This is a genomic window from Amaricoccus tamworthensis, from assembly GCF_049800875.1.
GTDB classification, from domain to species: domain Bacteria; phylum Pseudomonadota; class Alphaproteobacteria; order Rhodobacterales; family Rhodobacteraceae; genus Amaricoccus; species Amaricoccus tamworthensis.
Genome location: NZ_JBNAFV010000017.1, coordinates 40,022 through 56,508 on the forward strand (window position 1 = coordinate 40,022; position 16,487 = coordinate 56,508).

The 16,487-nt window shown below is 60.0% G+C and carries 18 protein-coding genes; 12 read left to right on the forward strand and 6 right to left on the reverse strand.

Annotated features, from left to right (window positions below):
• Nucleotides 1-48: 48 nt before the first annotated feature.
• Nucleotides 49-948: a DUF1206 domain-containing protein gene (locus ACP15P_RS19420; protein ID WP_424930136.1), complete on the reverse strand. Its 900-nt coding sequence runs from the start codon at nt 946-948 to the stop codon at nt 49-51.
• 215 nt (nt 949-1,163) lie between these two features.
• Between ACP15P_RS19420 and ilvD the strand changes: the two genes are divergently transcribed.
• From ilvD to ACP15P_RS19445, 5 genes are all read left to right on the forward strand, one after another.
• A complete protein-coding gene (gene ilvD, locus ACP15P_RS19425; RefSeq protein WP_424930137.1) occupies nt 1,164-2,897 on the forward strand; it encodes a dihydroxy-acid dehydratase in 1,734 nt (577 codons plus the stop codon).
• On the forward strand, nt 2,869-3,522 hold the full coding sequence (locus tag ACP15P_RS19430; protein WP_424930138.1) for a hypothetical protein: 654 nt from the start codon (nt 2,869-2,871) through the stop codon (nt 3,520-3,522). Before ilvD ends, ACP15P_RS19430 begins: the two co-directional genes overlap by 29 nt.
• Nucleotides 3,523-3,557: 35 nt before the next feature.
• A complete protein-coding gene (locus ACP15P_RS19435) occupies nt 3,558-4,178 on the forward strand; it encodes an HAD-IA family hydrolase (protein WP_424930139.1) in 621 nt (206 codons plus the stop codon).
• 80 nt (nt 4,179-4,258) lie between these two features.
• Nucleotides 4,259-6,292: a 2,4-dienoyl-CoA reductase FMN-binding domain-containing protein gene (locus tag ACP15P_RS19440; RefSeq protein ID WP_424930140.1), complete on the forward strand. Its 2,034-nt coding sequence runs from the start codon at nt 4,259-4,261 to the stop codon at nt 6,290-6,292.
• Nucleotides 6,293-6,354: 62 nt separating this feature from the next.
• Nucleotides 6,355-6,717 (forward strand): META domain-containing protein, encoded by a 363-nt coding sequence (locus tag ACP15P_RS19445; RefSeq protein WP_424930141.1) that lies wholly within the window; start codon nt 6,355-6,357, stop codon nt 6,715-6,717.
• A 101-nt stretch (nt 6,718-6,818) separates the two neighbouring features.
• Here ACP15P_RS19445 and pip read toward each other — a convergent pair whose 3' ends face one another.
• Nucleotides 6,819-7,805, reverse strand: coding sequence for a prolyl aminopeptidase (gene pip, locus ACP15P_RS19450; RefSeq protein WP_424930142.1), 987 nt, complete (start codon nt 7,803-7,805; stop codon nt 6,819-6,821).
• Nucleotides 7,806-7,856: 51 nt separating this feature from the next.
• Between pip and ubiG the strand changes: the two genes are divergently transcribed.
• Entirely contained in the window at nt 7,857-8,612 is a 756-nt protein-coding gene (gene ubiG, locus ACP15P_RS19455; RefSeq protein WP_424930143.1) for a bifunctional 2-polyprenyl-6-hydroxyphenol methylase/3-demethylubiquinol 3-O-methyltransferase UbiG, read from the forward strand.
• Here the strand turns inward: ubiG and ACP15P_RS19460 are convergent.
• Genes ACP15P_RS19460 through ACP15P_RS19470 form a run of 3 tightly spaced genes read right to left on the reverse strand, consistent with a single transcriptional unit; the run spans nt 8,596 to nt 10,479 of the window.
• Nucleotides 8,596-9,438 (reverse strand): carbon-nitrogen hydrolase family protein, encoded by an 843-nt coding sequence (locus ACP15P_RS19460; RefSeq protein WP_424930201.1) that lies wholly within the window; start codon nt 9,436-9,438, stop codon nt 8,596-8,598. The genes ubiG and ACP15P_RS19460 overlap by 17 nt on opposite strands.
• 4 nt (nt 9,439-9,442) lie before the next feature.
• On the reverse strand, nt 9,443-9,700 hold the full coding sequence (gene grxC, locus ACP15P_RS19465) for a glutaredoxin 3 (protein ID WP_424930144.1): 258 nt from the start codon (nt 9,698-9,700) through the stop codon (nt 9,443-9,445).
• Between the two features lie 26 nt (nt 9,701-9,726).
• Nucleotides 9,727-10,479, reverse strand: coding sequence for a ComF family protein (locus ACP15P_RS19470; protein ID WP_424930145.1), 753 nt, complete (start codon nt 10,477-10,479; stop codon nt 9,727-9,729).
• A gap of 43 nt (nt 10,480-10,522) precedes the next feature.
• On the opposite strand from ACP15P_RS19470, the gene ACP15P_RS19475 reads away from it, so the two are divergent.
• Both ACP15P_RS19475 and hemH read left to right on the forward strand, forming a co-directional pair.
• Complete coding sequence (locus tag ACP15P_RS19475; protein WP_424930146.1) at nt 10,523-11,380, forward strand: methyltransferase domain-containing protein; 858 nt, start codon at nt 10,523-10,525, stop codon at nt 11,378-11,380.
• Nucleotides 11,381-11,437: 57 nt separating this feature from the next.
• Nucleotides 11,438-12,523 (forward strand): ferrochelatase, encoded by a 1,086-nt coding sequence (gene hemH / locus ACP15P_RS19480; RefSeq protein WP_424930147.1) that lies wholly within the window; start codon nt 11,438-11,440, stop codon nt 12,521-12,523.
• Nucleotides 12,524-12,614: 91 nt separating this feature from the next.
• Here the strand turns inward: hemH and ACP15P_RS19485 are convergent, their stop codons facing one another.
• The gene (locus ACP15P_RS19485) at nt 12,615-12,800 is read right to left on the reverse strand and encodes a hypothetical protein (protein WP_424930148.1); all 186 of its coding nucleotides are present in this window, start codon (nt 12,798-12,800) and stop codon (nt 12,615-12,617) included.
• 288 nt (nt 12,801-13,088) lie between these two features.
• Here ACP15P_RS19485 and ACP15P_RS19490 point away from each other — a divergent pair, with 288 nt between their 5' ends.
• From ACP15P_RS19490 to fzlA, 4 genes are all read left to right on the forward strand, one after another.
• Entirely contained in the window at nt 13,089-14,261 is a 1,173-nt protein-coding gene (locus tag ACP15P_RS19490; RefSeq protein WP_424930149.1) for a pyridoxal phosphate-dependent aminotransferase, read from the forward strand.
• An 89-nt stretch (nt 14,262-14,350) separates the two neighbouring features.
• The gene (locus ACP15P_RS19495; protein ID WP_424930150.1) at nt 14,351-14,953 is read left to right on the forward strand and encodes a nucleoside deaminase; all 603 of its coding nucleotides are present in this window, start codon (nt 14,351-14,353) and stop codon (nt 14,951-14,953) included.
• A 97-nt stretch (nt 14,954-15,050) separates the two neighbouring features.
• The gene (mtgA, locus tag ACP15P_RS19500) at nt 15,051-15,743 is read left to right on the forward strand and encodes a monofunctional biosynthetic peptidoglycan transglycosylase (RefSeq protein ID WP_424930151.1); all 693 of its coding nucleotides are present in this window, start codon (nt 15,051-15,053) and stop codon (nt 15,741-15,743) included.
• Between the two features lie 78 nt (nt 15,744-15,821).
• A complete protein-coding gene (gene fzlA, locus ACP15P_RS19505) occupies nt 15,822-16,487 on the forward strand; it encodes an FtsZ-binding protein FzlA (protein ID WP_424930152.1) in 666 nt (221 codons plus the stop codon).

A 16,487-nucleotide genomic window follows, 5' to 3' on the forward strand; every position in this document is an offset into this window, starting at 1 on the left:
ATTGCAATCAGGTGAACCTGGTTTCACGGGACGCGACTTCGCACGATTTCAGATTTCCGCCATCTTGCGTTTCAGTGCGGCAGTCATCGTGAGTGTGGAATCGTCGGCCGCCTTCGGGATGATCCGGTTTGCCGCATTTACAAAACAGAACAGCGAAAACCCGAGCAGCCCAACACACAGCCCGGCAACCAGTATCTGGCCGTAGGGCTGCTCCCGAAGCCATTCAAAAACAGTCCCCAGCCCGCCGACCTGGGAGGGATTGGATTTCATCGCGGCATAGAGGATCAGTCCTCCGATGATGAACACGATAATGCCCTGCGCCACGACCCCGGCGCGCAGCGCCCAGTTCCAGTTCATCGTGAAATGATTTGCAGCCAGATGTTCGCGGTAGGTCTGCGCAACGCCTTGGTGAATGTAATAGCATCCGGCACCCATGGTCAGTATGCCGGCAAGCCCCAGAGCCACGTTGCCGCCAGGCGCCTGCAAAACAGCCGACAGTATCTTGCCGGTGCCCGAACCCGAGGACGAGCGCAAGCCAAGAGCGGTGATGGCCAGCACGCCAATACCCGCATGAGCCAGCCCCGTAACGACCATACCACAGCGGGCAATGATGCCCTTGAGTTCGGTTCCGTAAGCCTCAAGATCCCAGAAGCTGTCAACGAGACGCCAGATGGCGTAGGCGAACATCCCCGCGGCGACCAGGGCAACCACCAGCATCCCCCAGATCCCATCAAGTGCGAGCATGGCTTCCTTCGTGCCCTGCGCCTCGCCGCCCTGCCACATGGACCATAGCGATACGACCGCCACGACCAGGTACACCAGCCCCCGTCCGGCATAGCCCGCCCGCATGATGGGAACCGCCCAGGCAAAATCCTCCGGCTCCACCTTCGACAGAATATCGGCGCGGGTTGAGTTGGCGTTGATGGACAGGTTCTCGGTCAGGGGCATTTAACTGCTTTCATAGGCTGGGTCAGGTCGGCCGGATCGATCCACCCGACCCGCTTGGGCTTGAAAATCAACCCCGCCACGATGAATTTGGTTCCCCTCAGCAGGAAGCGGCATACTGCCGCGACCCTCAAACACCGTGCCCGTTCCTTGTGATTCCCGCAGGATCAGCTTAATCATTTCGCAAAAAGCGAAGCCTGCAGCGGGGGAGCAAGCCAATGGACGCGCCAAAATTCGACAAAAGCAAACTGCCCAGCCGCCATGTGAGCGAGGGTCCGGCCCGCGCACCGCATCGCAGTTACTTCTACGCGATGGGCATGACGGAAGCGGAGATCCATCAGCCTTTCGTGGGCGTCGCGACCTGCTGGAACGAAGCGGCCCCCTGTAACATCTCGCTCAACCGCCAGGCCCAGGCCGTGAAGCTTGGTGTGAAACAGGGTCTCGGATCACCGCGCGAGTTTACCACCATAACCGTGACCGATGGCATCGCCATGGGCCATGAGGGAATGCGCTCGTCGCTCGTCTCCCGTGAGGCCATCGCGGATACGGTTGAACTGACCATGCGCGGCCACTGCTACGACGCCATCGTCGGCCTCGCCGGATGCGACAAATCGCTGCCCGGCATGATGATGGCCATGGTGCGCCTGAACACACCGTCAGTGTTCATTTATGGCGGATCCATTCTCCCCGGTCGCATCGACGGTCGCGACGTCACCGTTCAGGACGTCTTCGAGGCGGTGGGTCAGCATCAGGCCGGGAACCTCTCCACCTGCGAACTTGAGAAGCTGGAGGCCGTGGCCTGCCCAAGTGCCGGTGCCTGCGGCGGACAGTTCACGGCGAACACGATGGCATGCGTTTCCGAGGCCATTGGACTCGCTCTCTTCAACTCTTCAGGTGCTCCGGCACCCTATGAGAGCCGCGACCAGTTCTGCGTTGCCAGCGGTCTCGCGGTGATGAAACTCATCGAGAAAAACATCCGCGCCCGCGATATTGTAACCCGCGAGTCCCTGATCAACGCGGCCCGCGTGGTCGCCTGCACCGGTGGATCCACCAATGCCGGGCTTCACCTGCCCGCAATCGCTCATGAGGCTGGCATTGATTTCCACCTTGATGATGTTTGCGACATCTTCCGCGAAACGCCTTACTTCGTGGATCTCAAACCAGGTGGACAGTACGTGGCCAAGGACCTCTACGAGGCCGGTGGCGTGCCTGTCGTTCTGCGTGAACTGCGCAAGGCCGGTCTGATCCACGATGACTGCATGACCGCCAGCGGAAAAACCATTGGCGAGGAACTGGACGTCATCACGCGCGAAGCGGACGGCAAGGTCATCCACTCTGTCGAAAATCCCATCTCCACCACCGGCGGCGTTGTGGGCCTGAAGGGCAATCTTGCGCCTGACGGGGCCATCGTGAAAATTGCCGGCATGTCCGGCAACGAGCTTCAGTTCACCGGCCCGGCCCGCGTGTTCGAATGCGAGGAGGACGCCTTCGCCGCTGTCCAGGAACGGTCCTACAGGGAGGGAGAGGTTCTTGTCATTCGCAACGAAGGCCCTGCCGGCGGCCCCGGCATGCGCGAAATGCTTGCGACAACCGCGGCTCTGTCCGGCCAGGGGATGGGCAAAAAGGTGGCCCTGATCACCGATGGTCGCTTTTCCGGCGCGACCCGTGGATTCTGCGTTGGACATGTTGGACCGGAAGCCGCCCATTGCGGTCCCATCGCGCTGCTGAAAGATGGTGACATGATCACCCTTAACGCGCTTTCCGGGGAAATCTCAGTCGATCTCACGGAAGAGGAGCTTGAGGCACGAAAAGCCGACTGGACCGGCCCACGTGAAACCATCTATGCAAGCGGCGCACTCTGGAAATACGCGCAGCTGGTCGGTCGAACCAAATTCGGCGCAACCACCCACCCTGGCGCAAAAGATGAAAAGCACGTCTATGCCGACCTTTAAATTCGCGAAACTCACATCCGGCTTTTTGGCCGCGGCATTTCTCGTGGCCTGCGATCCGGCCTCGCTCGGCATGCCGGCCGCGTCGCGCACGACACTCAACGTCGCGGGTCAGCCGATCAACGTCACCGCGCCGAGCGGGTTTTGCATCGACGATCAAAGCACCAGCATCGATGAAAATGGCGCGTTTGTCCTGATGAGCCACTGCGCGCTCATGGGCGCAGGCGGCCCTATTGATGAGGATGCCATCGGCGCGGCCCTGACCACCAGCATTTCCACAGGGGGGCTTGGGGGAGAGGGTTCCGACACACTGCAGTCGCTGGAGGATCTGGAGGAGTTCATCGGCACCTCCCAGGGACGCGCGCTTCTCAGCCGCAGCGGCCAGAGCCAGGCGGTGAATATCGTATCAACCACCCGCAACAACGGTGTTCTGTATGTCCTCGTTGACGACAGGGGCAGACAGCCGATTGCCGGGCTTGAGCGCCGTTTCTGGCGCGGCTTTCTCGAGCTCGAGGATCACCTGACCGTCATTTCACTGTTCGGCTTCGAGGGCGCGGGCGTCGGTGACCAGGGTGGGCTGGACCTGCTTGCCTCGCTGGCGACCGGTCTTCAAAGAGCCAACCGCTAAACTCATCATTGGGATCACCCCGCTCGGGAGCAGTCATGCCAGGTCTTTCACCGGACACAATTCTCGCCTGGGATTTCGACGGGGTTTTAAACCGCAATATCGTGGATGGCAGGTTTTTCTGGGCCGACACCTTTGAGGAGGACCTGAACCAGTCCCTCGAAGGGTTCAGCGATCATGTGTTCGGAGACCGCCTGCCCGAAATCCTGACCGGATCGCTTGATCTGAAAACCCATGTGGATCTCTGGGCCCGTCAGGTCGGGTACGCCCCAGGAGCCGACGGCCTGCTGTCATACTGGTTCGAGCGCGATTACGTCCCGGCCGATGACATGTTCGCGCTTATGGACACGCTCACCGAACGCGGCCACCGCCAGGTTCTGGCCACCAATAACGAACACCACCGGACGGCTTTTATTGAGAACGCGACAGGTGTTTCCGGTCGGGTTGAACGGGTTTTCGCATCCGGACGCATGGGCGTTGCAAAGCCGCATGAGGACTATTTCCGGCATGTCACCGACACGCTGATGGTCGCTCCGGAACGCATTTTTTTTGTCGATGACCTGCTGGAAAACGTTGAGGCGGCCCGCGCCGAGGGCTGGGAGGCATTTCACCTCACGGACACTACCCGCGCGGCCCTGCCGGCAATTCTGCTGGATTGACCGGTTGACGCAACGGACGGGCGTGACACCGCCATCCGTATGGGACAGGATGCCGCCAAGCAAATTGGGAGCCTGTCCTCATGAGCCATCCGCATTTTCCCCATCTTTTCCGTCCGCTTGACCTTGGGCATGTGACACTTCCCAACCGTGTGCTCATGGGCTCCATGCACACGGGCCTTGAGGAGGTCGGGGACTGGAACCGGATCGCCGCCTTCTACGGAGAGCGCGCCGCCGGTGGCGCGGGCCTTATCGTGACCGGTGGCATGTCTCCCAACCCGGAGGGTGGTGTCTTTGCCGGGGCGGCAGGCCTCTTTTCCGATACCGATATCGCAAACCATCGGGTGGTCACGGACCGCGTCCATTCCGAGGGCGGACGCATTGCGATGCAGATCCTCCATGCGGGGCGCTACGCCTACAACCCCAAAGCGGTCGCCCCGTCGCCGATCAAGTCGCCCATCTCCCCGTTCCCACCCAACGAACTCGATGAGGCCGGCATCCGGAAACAGATCGCCGACTTCGTAACAGCGGCCTGCCGCGCCCGCGAGGCCGGATACGATGGCGTCGAGATCATGGGGTCGGAGGGCTATTTCATTAACCAGTTCCTCGTGACCCATACAAACAAGCGTCAGGATGACTGGGGTGGCTCCCTCGAGAACCGGATGCGCCTCGCCACCACCATCGTCGAACAGGTTCGGCAGGCCGTCGGGCCGGATTTCATCATCATTTACCGCCTCTCCATGCTGGATCTCGTCCCGAACGGGCAAACCTGGGATGAGGTGGTTTACCTTGCGAAACGCATTGAGGCGGCTGGTGCCAGCATCATCAACACGGGCATCGGATGGCACGAGGCCCGCATTCCGACGATCGCCACCTCCGTCCCGCGCGCCGCGTTTTCATGGGTGACAAAGAAGATGATGGGCGAGGTCGGAATTCCGCTCATCACCTCAAACCGCATCAACATGCCCGAGGTTGCCGAAAGCGTTCTTTCCGACGGGTGCGCCGACATGGTGTCGATGGCACGCCCCTTCCTCGCCGATGCCGAATTCGTCAACAAGGCGGAGCGCGGAGCCTCAGGCACAATCGTTCCCTGTATCGCCTGCAACCAGGCTTGTCTCGACCATACCTTCCAGATGAAAATCTCATCCTGTCTGGTCAATCCGCGCGCCGCACACGAGACCGAACTTGTCTACGATCCGGTCGAGGTGCCGAAAAACATTGCCGTCGTTGGATCCGGCCCCGCCGGGCTGTCGGCGGCGCTGGTAGCGAATGAACGCGGCCATAGCGTCACGCTCTATGACCGGGACAGTCAGATCGGCGGTCAGCTGAACATGGCCAAGAAAATTCCCGGCAAGGAGGAGTTTATCGGGCTTGTCGAGTACTACGACTGGGCCGTGCGGGCATCGTCCATTGATCTGCAACTGGGTGTTGAGCCCGACCCGGACACGCTTGCCAAATTTGACCTCGTCATCGTGGCCACCGGCGTCGATCCCCGCGATCCGGAAATCCCGGGTCAGGACGGTCCCAACGTGGTTGGCTATGTCGACGTTCTGCGGGGCGGGGCGGAGGTTGGCCGCCGCGTCGCGGTGATCGGGGCCGGGGGCATTGGATTTGACGTGTCGGAATACCTTTCCCATGAGGGCGTATCACCGACCGAGGATCTGGACCTGTGGCTTCGCGAATGGGGCGTGCATGATCCTGAGGACAGCCGCGGTGGTCTGGCGGAGCAGGGTGCGAGCCATGAACCGGCCGCCCGGGAAATTACCCTGCTTCAGCGCAAGTCCACCCAACCCGGCAAGGGCCTCGGCAAAACCACGGGCTGGATCCACCGCCTCTCCCTGCGCTCCAAAGGCGTGCGCATGAAGGCGGGTGTCAATTATGAGGAAATCAATGATAGGGGCCTCGTACTGAGCGACGGCCCGGACCGCAGGAACCGCAGACTGCTCGAAGTCGACACCGTGGTTCTCTGCGCGGGCCAGGTCTCGCGGCGCAGTCTGTTTGACGAACTGACGAAACGTGGCATCAATGCGGTGGTGATTGGCGGTGCGGACGTTGCCGGAGAACTGGACGCTAAACGGGCCATTGACCAGGGAAGCCGCCTTGCCGCTGAAATATAGGGAGGAACGGAGTATTGCGAACATCTGTATTTCTCGCGTCACTGCTCGCGTCCGGGGCGGCAATGGCACAGACTGAACACCAGGGCACTCTCGCGGGCAGCGAATGGGTTCTGACCGAACTGTCTGGTGAGGCGGTTCCGGACAGTTCCAAAGCCATGCTTCAGTTCCGCGGCGAAGGCGCTCTCGCCGGTCACAGCGGATGCAACCGTTTTTCCGGTACATGGAACGTCGATGGCGGGCGGTTAATGCTCAATCCCGGTGCCATGACGCGCATGGCCTGCCCCGGGCCGCAAATGCGGCTGGAGTATCAGTTCATTCAAACCCTGGCGGGAACCTCCACCTGGACCCGCGATGGTATCAATCTGACGCTTGAAAACGCCAGCGGCGACGTTTTGGCCCGGTTGCGACAGACCGACTGGGATTAGTCCGTTCACGCCATCCGCCATCGTTGTTTTTGCAGGACAATTTCAGAAGTTCACAGCTGTGAACGTAATAACAGGTGGTAAACACGCCAGCCCCTGGCGCCTTACAACGGCGGATCGATTTTCAACCTGTCCATAATCGTAAGGAGTCGCGAACATATCCCAGGCTCAAAAAGCGCATGTCCCGCATCCGGGATCATGTGAAGCTCTGACGACGGCCACGCCTTGTGAACCGCAAGGGCCGTGGCGGGCGGACAGATCATGTCATAGCGTCCCTGAACGATATGTCCCGGAATTCCTGCCAGGCGTTTCATGTCGGTATGGATCTGACCGTCATGGGCGAGAAATCCGCCATTCCTGAAATAGTGGTTCTCGATCCGCGAAAACGCTCTGGCATAGGAGCCGGACGGACTGCCACGGTTCTGCGGCGGCTCCAGAACAGCCAGCGAGCTTTCCCACCCCGCCCAGGCACGGGCAAACCTGATCTGTTCCGCCTGATCCGTGCCGAACAGACGCCTGCTGTAGGCGGTGATCAGGTCGTCACGCTCATTCGCGGGCACCATATGGGAGAACGCGCGCCACTGATCGGGCCAGAACTGCCCCGCACCGCCGCCGTAAAACCAGTCCAGTTCCGCGCGGGTCATGGTAAACACACCCCGCAATATCAGCGCGGCGGTCCGCTCCGGATGCGTCTGACCATAAATCAGTCCAAGGCAGGCGCCCCAGGAGCCTCCAAACACCAGCCATTTTTCAATGCCCAGCTCCTGCCGGATGCGTTCAATGTCAGAGACGAGGTCCCAGGTGGTGTTGTTTTCGACTGAGGCGTTTGGCGTCGACCGTCCACAGCCCCGCTGATCAAACAGAACCAGCCTGTAGTGTTTGGGGTCGAAAAACCGCCGCATTCCCGGCGAACATCCGCCACCAGGGCCGCCATGCAGCACGACGACGGGAACTCCATCGGGATTGCCGCATTGTTCCACGTAGATTTTGTGATCGCCAGGTACTTCGAGTATCTGCTGGCGAAACGGTTCTATCGGCGGATAGAGACCTCGTGCGGGCCCGGTTCCGTTTTTGGTCGGGTTTTCCATCATCCGTGCGCTATACCGTCTTTAAGGGCCAAAGGACAATTGCAGGTTGGGTGAATGAACACAATTGAAAACACGGGATCGGTTGATGAGGCCGAGATTGCCAAATTCGAGGCCATGGCGGCCGAGTGGTGGGATCCAAACGGTAAATTCAAACCCCTGCATCAGATGAACCCCTGCAGGCTCGGATATGTGATCGATCAGATCTGTGCCGAGTTTAATCGCGACATGAAAGCGGCCACGCCTTTGTCCGGGCTGCGCCTGCTGGACATTGGGTGTGGGGGCGGTCTGCTCTCGGAACCGATGGCCCGTCTTGGTGCCGATGTCGTGGGCGCGGACGCGGCCGAGCGCAATATTCCCGTTGCAAAGCTCCACGCCGAGCAGTCCGGCCTGACAATCGACTACCGTCACACCACGGCTGAGGCACTGGCCAAAACCGGCGAGCAGTTCGACGTGGTTCTGAATATGGAAGTGGTCGAACATGTGGCCGACCCGCAGGAGTATCTGCGCACCTGCCACAATCTGCTGCGTCCCGGTGGATTGATGATCTGCTCCACCCTCAACAGAAACCCGAAGAGCTATGCGATGGCCATTGTTGGTGCCGAGCAGATCATGCGCTGGTTGCCGAAGGGGACGCATGACTGGAACAAGTTCATCACCCCTGATGAGCTTTTCGAGATGCTGTCCCAGGCTGGTCTGAACCCGGTGGACCGCAAGGGGTTTGTGTTCAATCCCATCCGCTGGTCCTGGAGCATTTCCGACCGAGACCTGTCGGTGAACTACGTCACCGCCAGCATCAGGCCGGAAGAGTAACGCTGAACTCCCGGGAATGCGTCAGCGACGGAATGCGCTGACGCGCCTTTGCAACCTCACCCAGGTCAATGTCCGTGACCAGTACCGTGTTGGGCGTGTCTCCCGCATCGGCGAGCACTTCGCCCCACGGGGAAATCACCAGGCTGTGCCCGTATGTCTGTCGTGGCTTGCCGCGTGACGCCCCGTGCTCCCCGGACTGAGCCGGTGCCAGAATGAAGCATCCCGTTTCAATTGCCCGTGCCCGCAGCAGCGTATGCCAGTGGGCGCGTCCCGTTGGGACCGTGAACGCGGACGGTACTGTAATCACCTCCGCACACGCTACGGCCAGTTGCCTGTACAGTTCGGGAAACCGCATGTCGTAGCAGATGGTCAGACCCATGCGTGCCGGACCGGCATCCGCCAGAACCGCTTCCGTTCCGGGCCGGTAGGCGCTCGATTCCCGGTAGCTTTCGCCGCTGGGCAGGTCGACATCAAACATGTGCAGCTTGTCGTAACGGGCCTTCACCGAGCCATCGGGCGCAAGCAGAAACGACCGGTTCACGAACCGCTCATCCCCGCCGCCGGCTTTCAGGCACAGGCTGCCCAGAAGCAGATGGATTTTGAGGTCAGCCGCCAGTGTCCGCATCGCCGCGAGCGTGACATCCTCTTCCTCAACGGTCAGAACCTCATGCTGAAGTCCGCGGGACATGGAAATCAGATTGGTGCATTCCGGTGTCAGCACCATTACCGCGCCCCGATCGACCGCATCGCGGATCAGGCTGGACGTGGTCGTAAGGTTGGCCTGCGGATTGTCACTGCTGCAAAGCTGCGTCAGTCCAACCCGCATCACCTTACCCTGCCAGCAGAGGGTCGAGTTTGCCCTGACGTTCCAGAGCATTCATGTCGTCAAACCCGCCCACATGGGTTTCACCGATGAAAATCTGCGGAACCGTGCGACCGCCGTTTGATCGTGTCTCCATCTCGCGGCGCATTTCCGGGTTTCGGACGACATCGATTTCCTCGAACGAAACGCCCTTGTTCGACAGCAGTTTTTTCGCGGCGAAGCAATAGCCGCAAATGGGCGAGGTATAGAGAGTGACTTGTTTCATCAGGGGATCCCGGCTTGTTACCCCGCTTATATGTTTATGGATGGATCAAATGCAACGCGGCAGAGGACGAGCACGTTTACCTCCGCCGCCCCGGCCGCCAGCAGGGTCTCCGCGCATCCCGACAGGGTTGAACCGGATGTCAGGACGTCATCCACAATCAGCACGGCCTTCCCCTGCAAACGCTCCAGTTCCTTGGGGTTTACCGCAAAAGCGCCGGACTGATTCTCGGCCCTGGCTGTCCGGTCCATCTTCTCCTGGGGTGTCGTGAACCTCTTACGCATCAGAAGTTGCGTCCGTGCCTCTTTCCCACTGATCCGCGACAGCGCGCGCGCAAGCTCCGCCGACTGGTTGTAGCGTCGCTTGAGCAGTCTGCGCCAGTGCAGCGGAACCGGCGCGATCATGTCGCTGCGGTCAATCACGCCGTCACCGGCCAGCGCCATCCAGCGGGCAAGAGGCCGCACGGTATCGAGCCGGTCCCCATGTTTCAGCGCCAGAACCATGCGTCGCCCGGCACCGTTGTAGAGGAGCGCCGCCGCACCCCGGTTCCAGGCGGGAGGATGCCTCTGGCAGGTCTCGCACGTGTCATCCTCACCCGCTTCGCCCACCAGCGGCACACCGCATTTGCAGCAGGTGTCTCCCGAAATGAAATGCGTATCCTTCCAGCAGTCGGGGCAAAGACCGTGGGGCGCATCGGTGGATTCGCTGCAGGCCAGGCAACGCGGTGGGAAGATCGTGTTCACCACGCTATTGATCATTGCGCTTTTTAGCGTATCCAGCATGTTTCGTGCCTCAACATTTCGACCGCCAGCAGGGATAAAGCCAGTGACCAGCCCGCCCCGCATGTTCGACCGCGATCTGCTCCTCCGCCGTCGCGCGCGGGCGAGGGCGCAGGGCGGCGCGGATTTCCTGCACGAGGCGGTAGCAGTGGAGATGTCAGAAAGGCTCGAAGAAGTTAACAGGACGTTTCGGCGTGCCGCTGTCGTTACCTCCAACCGCGCCGTCTGGGAAAAAAACTTCGACAGTGCCGGGTTCGATGAGTTTCGCATCATCGATGACGATGAAGTCCTTAAAGTCGATGAGGGCAGCTGTGATCTGGTCATTCATGCCTTGGCCCTGCACTGGGCGAATGATCCGGTTGGTCAGCTCGTGCAGGCAAAACGCGCGCTGGTGCCGGATGGGTTGTTGCTTGCAGCAATGTTTGGCGGCGAATCCCTTCATGAACTGCGGGCCTGTTTTGCCGAGGCCGAGATTGAAATTCTGGGTGGGCTGAGCCCGCGCGTTGCGCCGATGGGTGAGATCCGGGATCTGGGCGGCCTTTTGCAGCGTGCAGGTCTCGCTCTTCCGGTGGCGGACAGCCATGCGTTGACCGTGCGCTACGGTTCCGCCCTGCATCTGATGCGGGATCTGCGGGCGATGGGCGAAACAAATGTCATGGTCGATCGCCACCGCAGGCCCCTGCGCCGGTCGATGTTAATGCGTGTGGCTGAAATTTACGCGGAACGGTTTGGGGGCGAAGACGGTCTGATCCCGGCCACTTTTGAGCTGGTTTATCTTACCGGCTGGTCACCATCACCGGATCAGCAAAAACCCCTTCGCCCCGGGTCCGCCGCTGGGCGTCTTGCGGATGCGCTGGGCGTGCCGGAGCTGAGCGCCGGGGAAAAGGCCGGCAAAGGGTCTTGAGATAAGTTGAACACAGCGCCAATTGCCACAACGGAACCGAGCCGCTAACAGGTCGACATGATGAAAAAGACATCGACGGACGAACGTCCCTATGCCGAGCGGATGGCCGCGCAAAAACCCGATCATTCCACGCTGGGGCGGGGGAAAATCGGTGTTGTTCTCTCCAACCTTGGAACGCCGGATGCCACGGACTACTGGTCCATGCGACGTTACCTCAGCCAGTTTCTGTCCGACCGGCGTGTGATCGACTATTCGCCGTTTTTCTGGCAGCCACTGTTGCAACTGATCATCCTGACCAAACGCCCGTTTTCGTCCGGTGAGGCCTATCGCAGCATCTGGAACAACGAGCGTGACGAAAGCCCGCTTCTGACCATCACACGCGAGCAGACCGAAGCCGTGGCGAAGCGGTTGGAGGAAATGTACGGCGACCGCATCGTGGTCGATTTCGCCATGCGCTACGGCAATCCATCGACCAAATCGGTGATCGACCGGTTGTTGGAGCAGGGTTGCGGTAAAATCGTTTTCTTCCCGCTCTATCCACAGTATTCCGCAACGACCACGGCCACGGCCAATGACGAGGCGTTCCGCGCCTTGATGAAGGCGACCTGGCAGCCGCCAATGCGAACTGTGCCGTCCTATTGCGATCACCCGCTGTACATCGAGGCGCTGGCGCAGTCGGTCGAGCGGAAATATTCGGAACTCGACAAAAAACCGGATGCCCTGGTCGTCAGCTACCACGGCATGCCGGTCCGCTACCTCATGCAGGGCGATCCTTACCATTGCCAGTGCCAGAAAACGACGCGGCTTCTGCGCGAACGTCTTGGATTTGCCGAGGATGAGGTGGTCATCACCTTCCAGTCCCGCTTCGGCTCCGAGGAATGGCTCCAGCCCTACACGGTCGAGGAGGTCGCGAAACTGGCGGAAGAGGGCAAAAAGAACATTGCCATCATGGCGCCGGCATTCTCGTCCGACTGCGTTGAGACGCTTGAGGAAATCAGCGAGGAAATCCGCGACAGCTTCATTGAGGCCGGGGGGCAGGAGTTCACCTACATCCCCTGCCTCAACAGCGATGAGTCACATATCGCAATGATGGTCGATATACTGAAATCCGAACTCTCAGGCTGGGCGGAACCCGCCGCCTAAAGCCCGGAGCGGTTCGGCTTCATCACCTGCCGGTCGGTTGGAGTCCGCTCGTTTGGTCGGACGTGGGAACCGGCAGTAAAGCCGAAGCGCCTTATACAGCTTTCCGGCGTGCTGTTTTTGCCGTGGCAACGGTCTGGTCGCTGCCCTCAACGCGACCCATTACGCGGCCGCGGTAAATCGTCGGACCATCGCGCACGACGACTTCGCCGTTGCCGAGATCCTCTACAAGTTCACCCTGTACTGATACGCAACTGGATAGCATGATTGTCTTGAACATCTTCGTATCGTGCTCCCAAATTTCGGGGTTTGCTGACGGGGTCGTGGGACGTTTCTACGACAGGATGGTTAACATTTGGAAAAGATTTTCGTGAGGGATGATTGATTTTACGGCATTTTTTCGCGGAAATGCCCAAAATGTTATTAATGTGTGACTGAATTGAGGTGTCATCCCGGCGCAATTCGTTCGGCTCCGGTACGATTCGAATGCGGTTTCGTACTGTTCCTTGGCGGAAACCGGCCTTAAACAGTCGCCAGGATCAACTTGCTGCATACCGGGGTTTCGACCATGCTGAAAACCGCCCAATCCCTTTCACGTCTTGGCACGGAGAGCGCCTTCGAGGTGCTGGCCCGCGCCGGGAAACTTGCCGCTGAGGGGCGGGACATCATCAATCTCGGCATTGGTCAGCCCGATTTTCGCACGCCGGACAACATCGTTGAGGCGGGCATCAAGGCGCTTCGGGACGGCCATCATGGCTATACTCCGGCCAACGGTATCCCCGCGTTGCGCGAGGCGGTGGCCGCCGACCTGCACCGCCGGCACGGAGCGGAGGTCAATCCCGATAACGTGGTGGTGGTGCCAGGCGGCAAACCCACGATGTTCTTCGCCGTTCTGATGTTCGGTGAACCCGGTGCGGAGATTATGTATCCAAACCCTGGCTTCCCGATTTACGAGAGCGTCATCCGCTATTCCGGCGCGACGCCAGTTCCGATCGCGCTTGAGGAAAAAAACGGTTTTGCCTTTGATGCCGACGCCGTTCTGGGCCAGATCACGGACAAAACCCGCCTGATCATTATCAATTCGCCCGCAAACCCGACCGGTGGCGTCACACCCAAATCAGAGATCGACAAACTGGTCGCGGGACTGATGTATCACCCTCAAGTCGCGCTGATGTCCGATGAGATTTACAGTCAGATGCTCTATGGGGGCCGCGATCATGTCAGCCTGCTGAACTACCCGGAGATCCGTGATCGGCTTATTATGCTGGACGGCTGGTCGAAGACCTACGCCATGACCGGCTGGCGTTTGGGCTACGCCGTCTGGCCTGATGCGCTGGTCGATGATGTCACGCGGCTTTGCATCAACGACCATTCCTGCGTCAACGCGGCGACACAGTATGCGGGTCTTGAGGCCTTGACCGGACCGCAGGACGCGGTGAGGGACATGGTCGCGGCTTTCGACAGACGTCGTGAAATCATCGTGCGCCGTCTCAACGAACTTCCCGGGTTCCGCTGTGCCGACTGCGCGGGCGCGTTCTACGCTTTCCCGAATATTGAGGGCACGGGCATGACCGCGCGTGAGGCGCAGGACCGGTTCCTGAATGAAGCGGGTATTGCAACGGTCGCCGGAACCAGCTTTGGTGCGTGGGGTGAGGGCTACGTGCGGTTTTCGTATGCCAACTCAATTGAGAATATCGAAGCCGCCATTGAGCGTATTGGGGTCATACTGAAGGACCAGTGACGCTCCGGGCGTGCGACGTGAAGCCGCGTAAGCCGCCAGTTCACCCGGTTCAGGCCGGGTAAACGGCATCCGCAGACATGGAGGACGCCTTGACCGAAGCTGCCAATCCCGAACTGATCGACCGGCTGCTCGGTGTCATTGAAAATGACATCGCGCCGCTGACCTCGGAAGCGGTTAAGGAGGGCAACAAGGTCTTTGGCGCAGCCATCCTGCGCAAGGACGACCTGTCCCTTGTGCTTGCGGCGACCAACAATGAGACGGCTAATCCGCTGTGGCACGGCGAGATGCATGCCCTCAAACTGCTCTATGAGATGGCGCCGGAGGATCGTCCGGCCCCTGCGGACTGTATTTTCCTTGCGACCCATGAGCCCTGCTCGCTCTGTCTTTCCGCGATAACGTGGGGCGGCTACGATAATTTCCATTTCCTCTTCAGCCACGAGGACAGCCGGGATTCCTTCGCCATTCCGCATGATCTGCGGATCCTCAAGGAGGTCTTCACCCTCGACGCCGGCGGCTACAATTCGGAAAACGCATACTGGAGCAGTTCCAACATCAAACATGCGATCCGCGCATGCGATCCGGAAACCCGCGCCGGCTTTGAGGCAAGGGTGGCGGCACTTGAGGAAAAATATGCCGCGATGTCGGATGTGTATCAGGCTAACAAGACGGATACCGAAATACCCCTGAAATAACCGGCGACGGTAACGCCCGCGTCACTTCCAGGAATTAATGGAGGACCATGAACGGCAGGCCTCTTGCCCGCCACATGGTTTCGGGCCAGTACAGCTTATGGTTGTTCGACGTGCAAAAGCCCTGTTCCGGCGAATACGGCGCTTCGTGGTGCGCCTTGTCCTTCTGACCATACTTTTTTGCGTCGGCATCGTCGTCCTTTACCGCTTCGTAAACCCGCCGCTGACGATTCACATGGCGGGCGAATGGCTGCGCCTCGGGTCGATCCAGCGCCAGTGGGTGCCGCTCGATGACATGTCCGATTACCTCCCGCTCTCGGCGGTCGCGGCCGAGGATGCCAATTTTTGCACCCATGTGGGCTTTGATTTCGACGGCATCCGCGCTGCCCTAAGCGACCGCTCCCGCCTGCGCGGCGGTTCGACAATCAGTCAGCAGGTCGCCAAAAACGTCTTTCTCTGGCACGGTCGGACCTGGCTGCGGAAAGGCCTGGAGGCGGGATTCACCATTCTGATCGAACTCATTTGGACCAAGGACCGCATTTTGGAGGTCTACCTCAACGTGGCCGAAATGGACGAGGGCGTGTTCGGCGTACAGGCTGCGGCGCAGCGCTACTGGAAAATGACGGCCGCCGATCTTGGGCCCCAGCGGTCGAGCAGGCTCATGGCGGTCCTGCCCGATCCAAAGCGCCGCTCCCCGGTTGCAGGCACCAGCTTCATCCGGTCGCGGGGGGCCTCAATCCAGTCGGGGGCCGAAACAATCCGCCGCGATGGTCGTGCCGCGTGTTTTTTGTAGCCGGGGCCGGTTGGCTGACCTTGAAAACCGGCAATTCAGGCATGATAAGAGGTCAATCGCCAAAACAAAGAGCAGTACATGCGCCGTCTCTACCACCAGCAGCTTTCCCCCTTCTGCCGCAAGATCCGTCTTGTCCTGGCCGAAAAAAAGATCGAGATCGAACTTGTCGAGGAAAAGCCCTGGGAGCGTCGTATGGATTTCCTGCGCATGAACCCGGCGCGTCAGGTGCCGGTGTTCCGTCAGGATGATCTGGTTTTGGCCGATTCCAACGCCATATTCGAGTACATTGAGGAGGTTCATCCCGAACCGCCCCTGCTGCCGAAGAACCCAATTGACCGGGCCGAGGCACGCCGTCTTGCGGCCTGGTTCGACGACAAGTTCCATGACGAGGTTACCAAGAACCTGCTCTATGAGCGGGTGAACAAGAAACTGGCGCGCACGGGCCATCCCGACAGCGACAGGATCAAGCTCGGCATGAAGAACATCAAGTATCACCTCGACTATATCGGCTGGCTCATCGAGCACCGCCGCTGGCTGGCCGGGGATCACCTGACCATTGCGGATTTCGCGGCGGCCTCGCACCTGTCCTGTCTTGATTACTGCAATGATGTGGACTGGACCCGTAACGAGGGACTGCATGAGTGGTATTCTAAACTGAAATCCCGTCCTGCATTCCGGTCGATCCTGGCTGACCTTGTTCCCGGCCTCCTTCCGCCACCGCATTACGCGGACCTGGATTTTTAA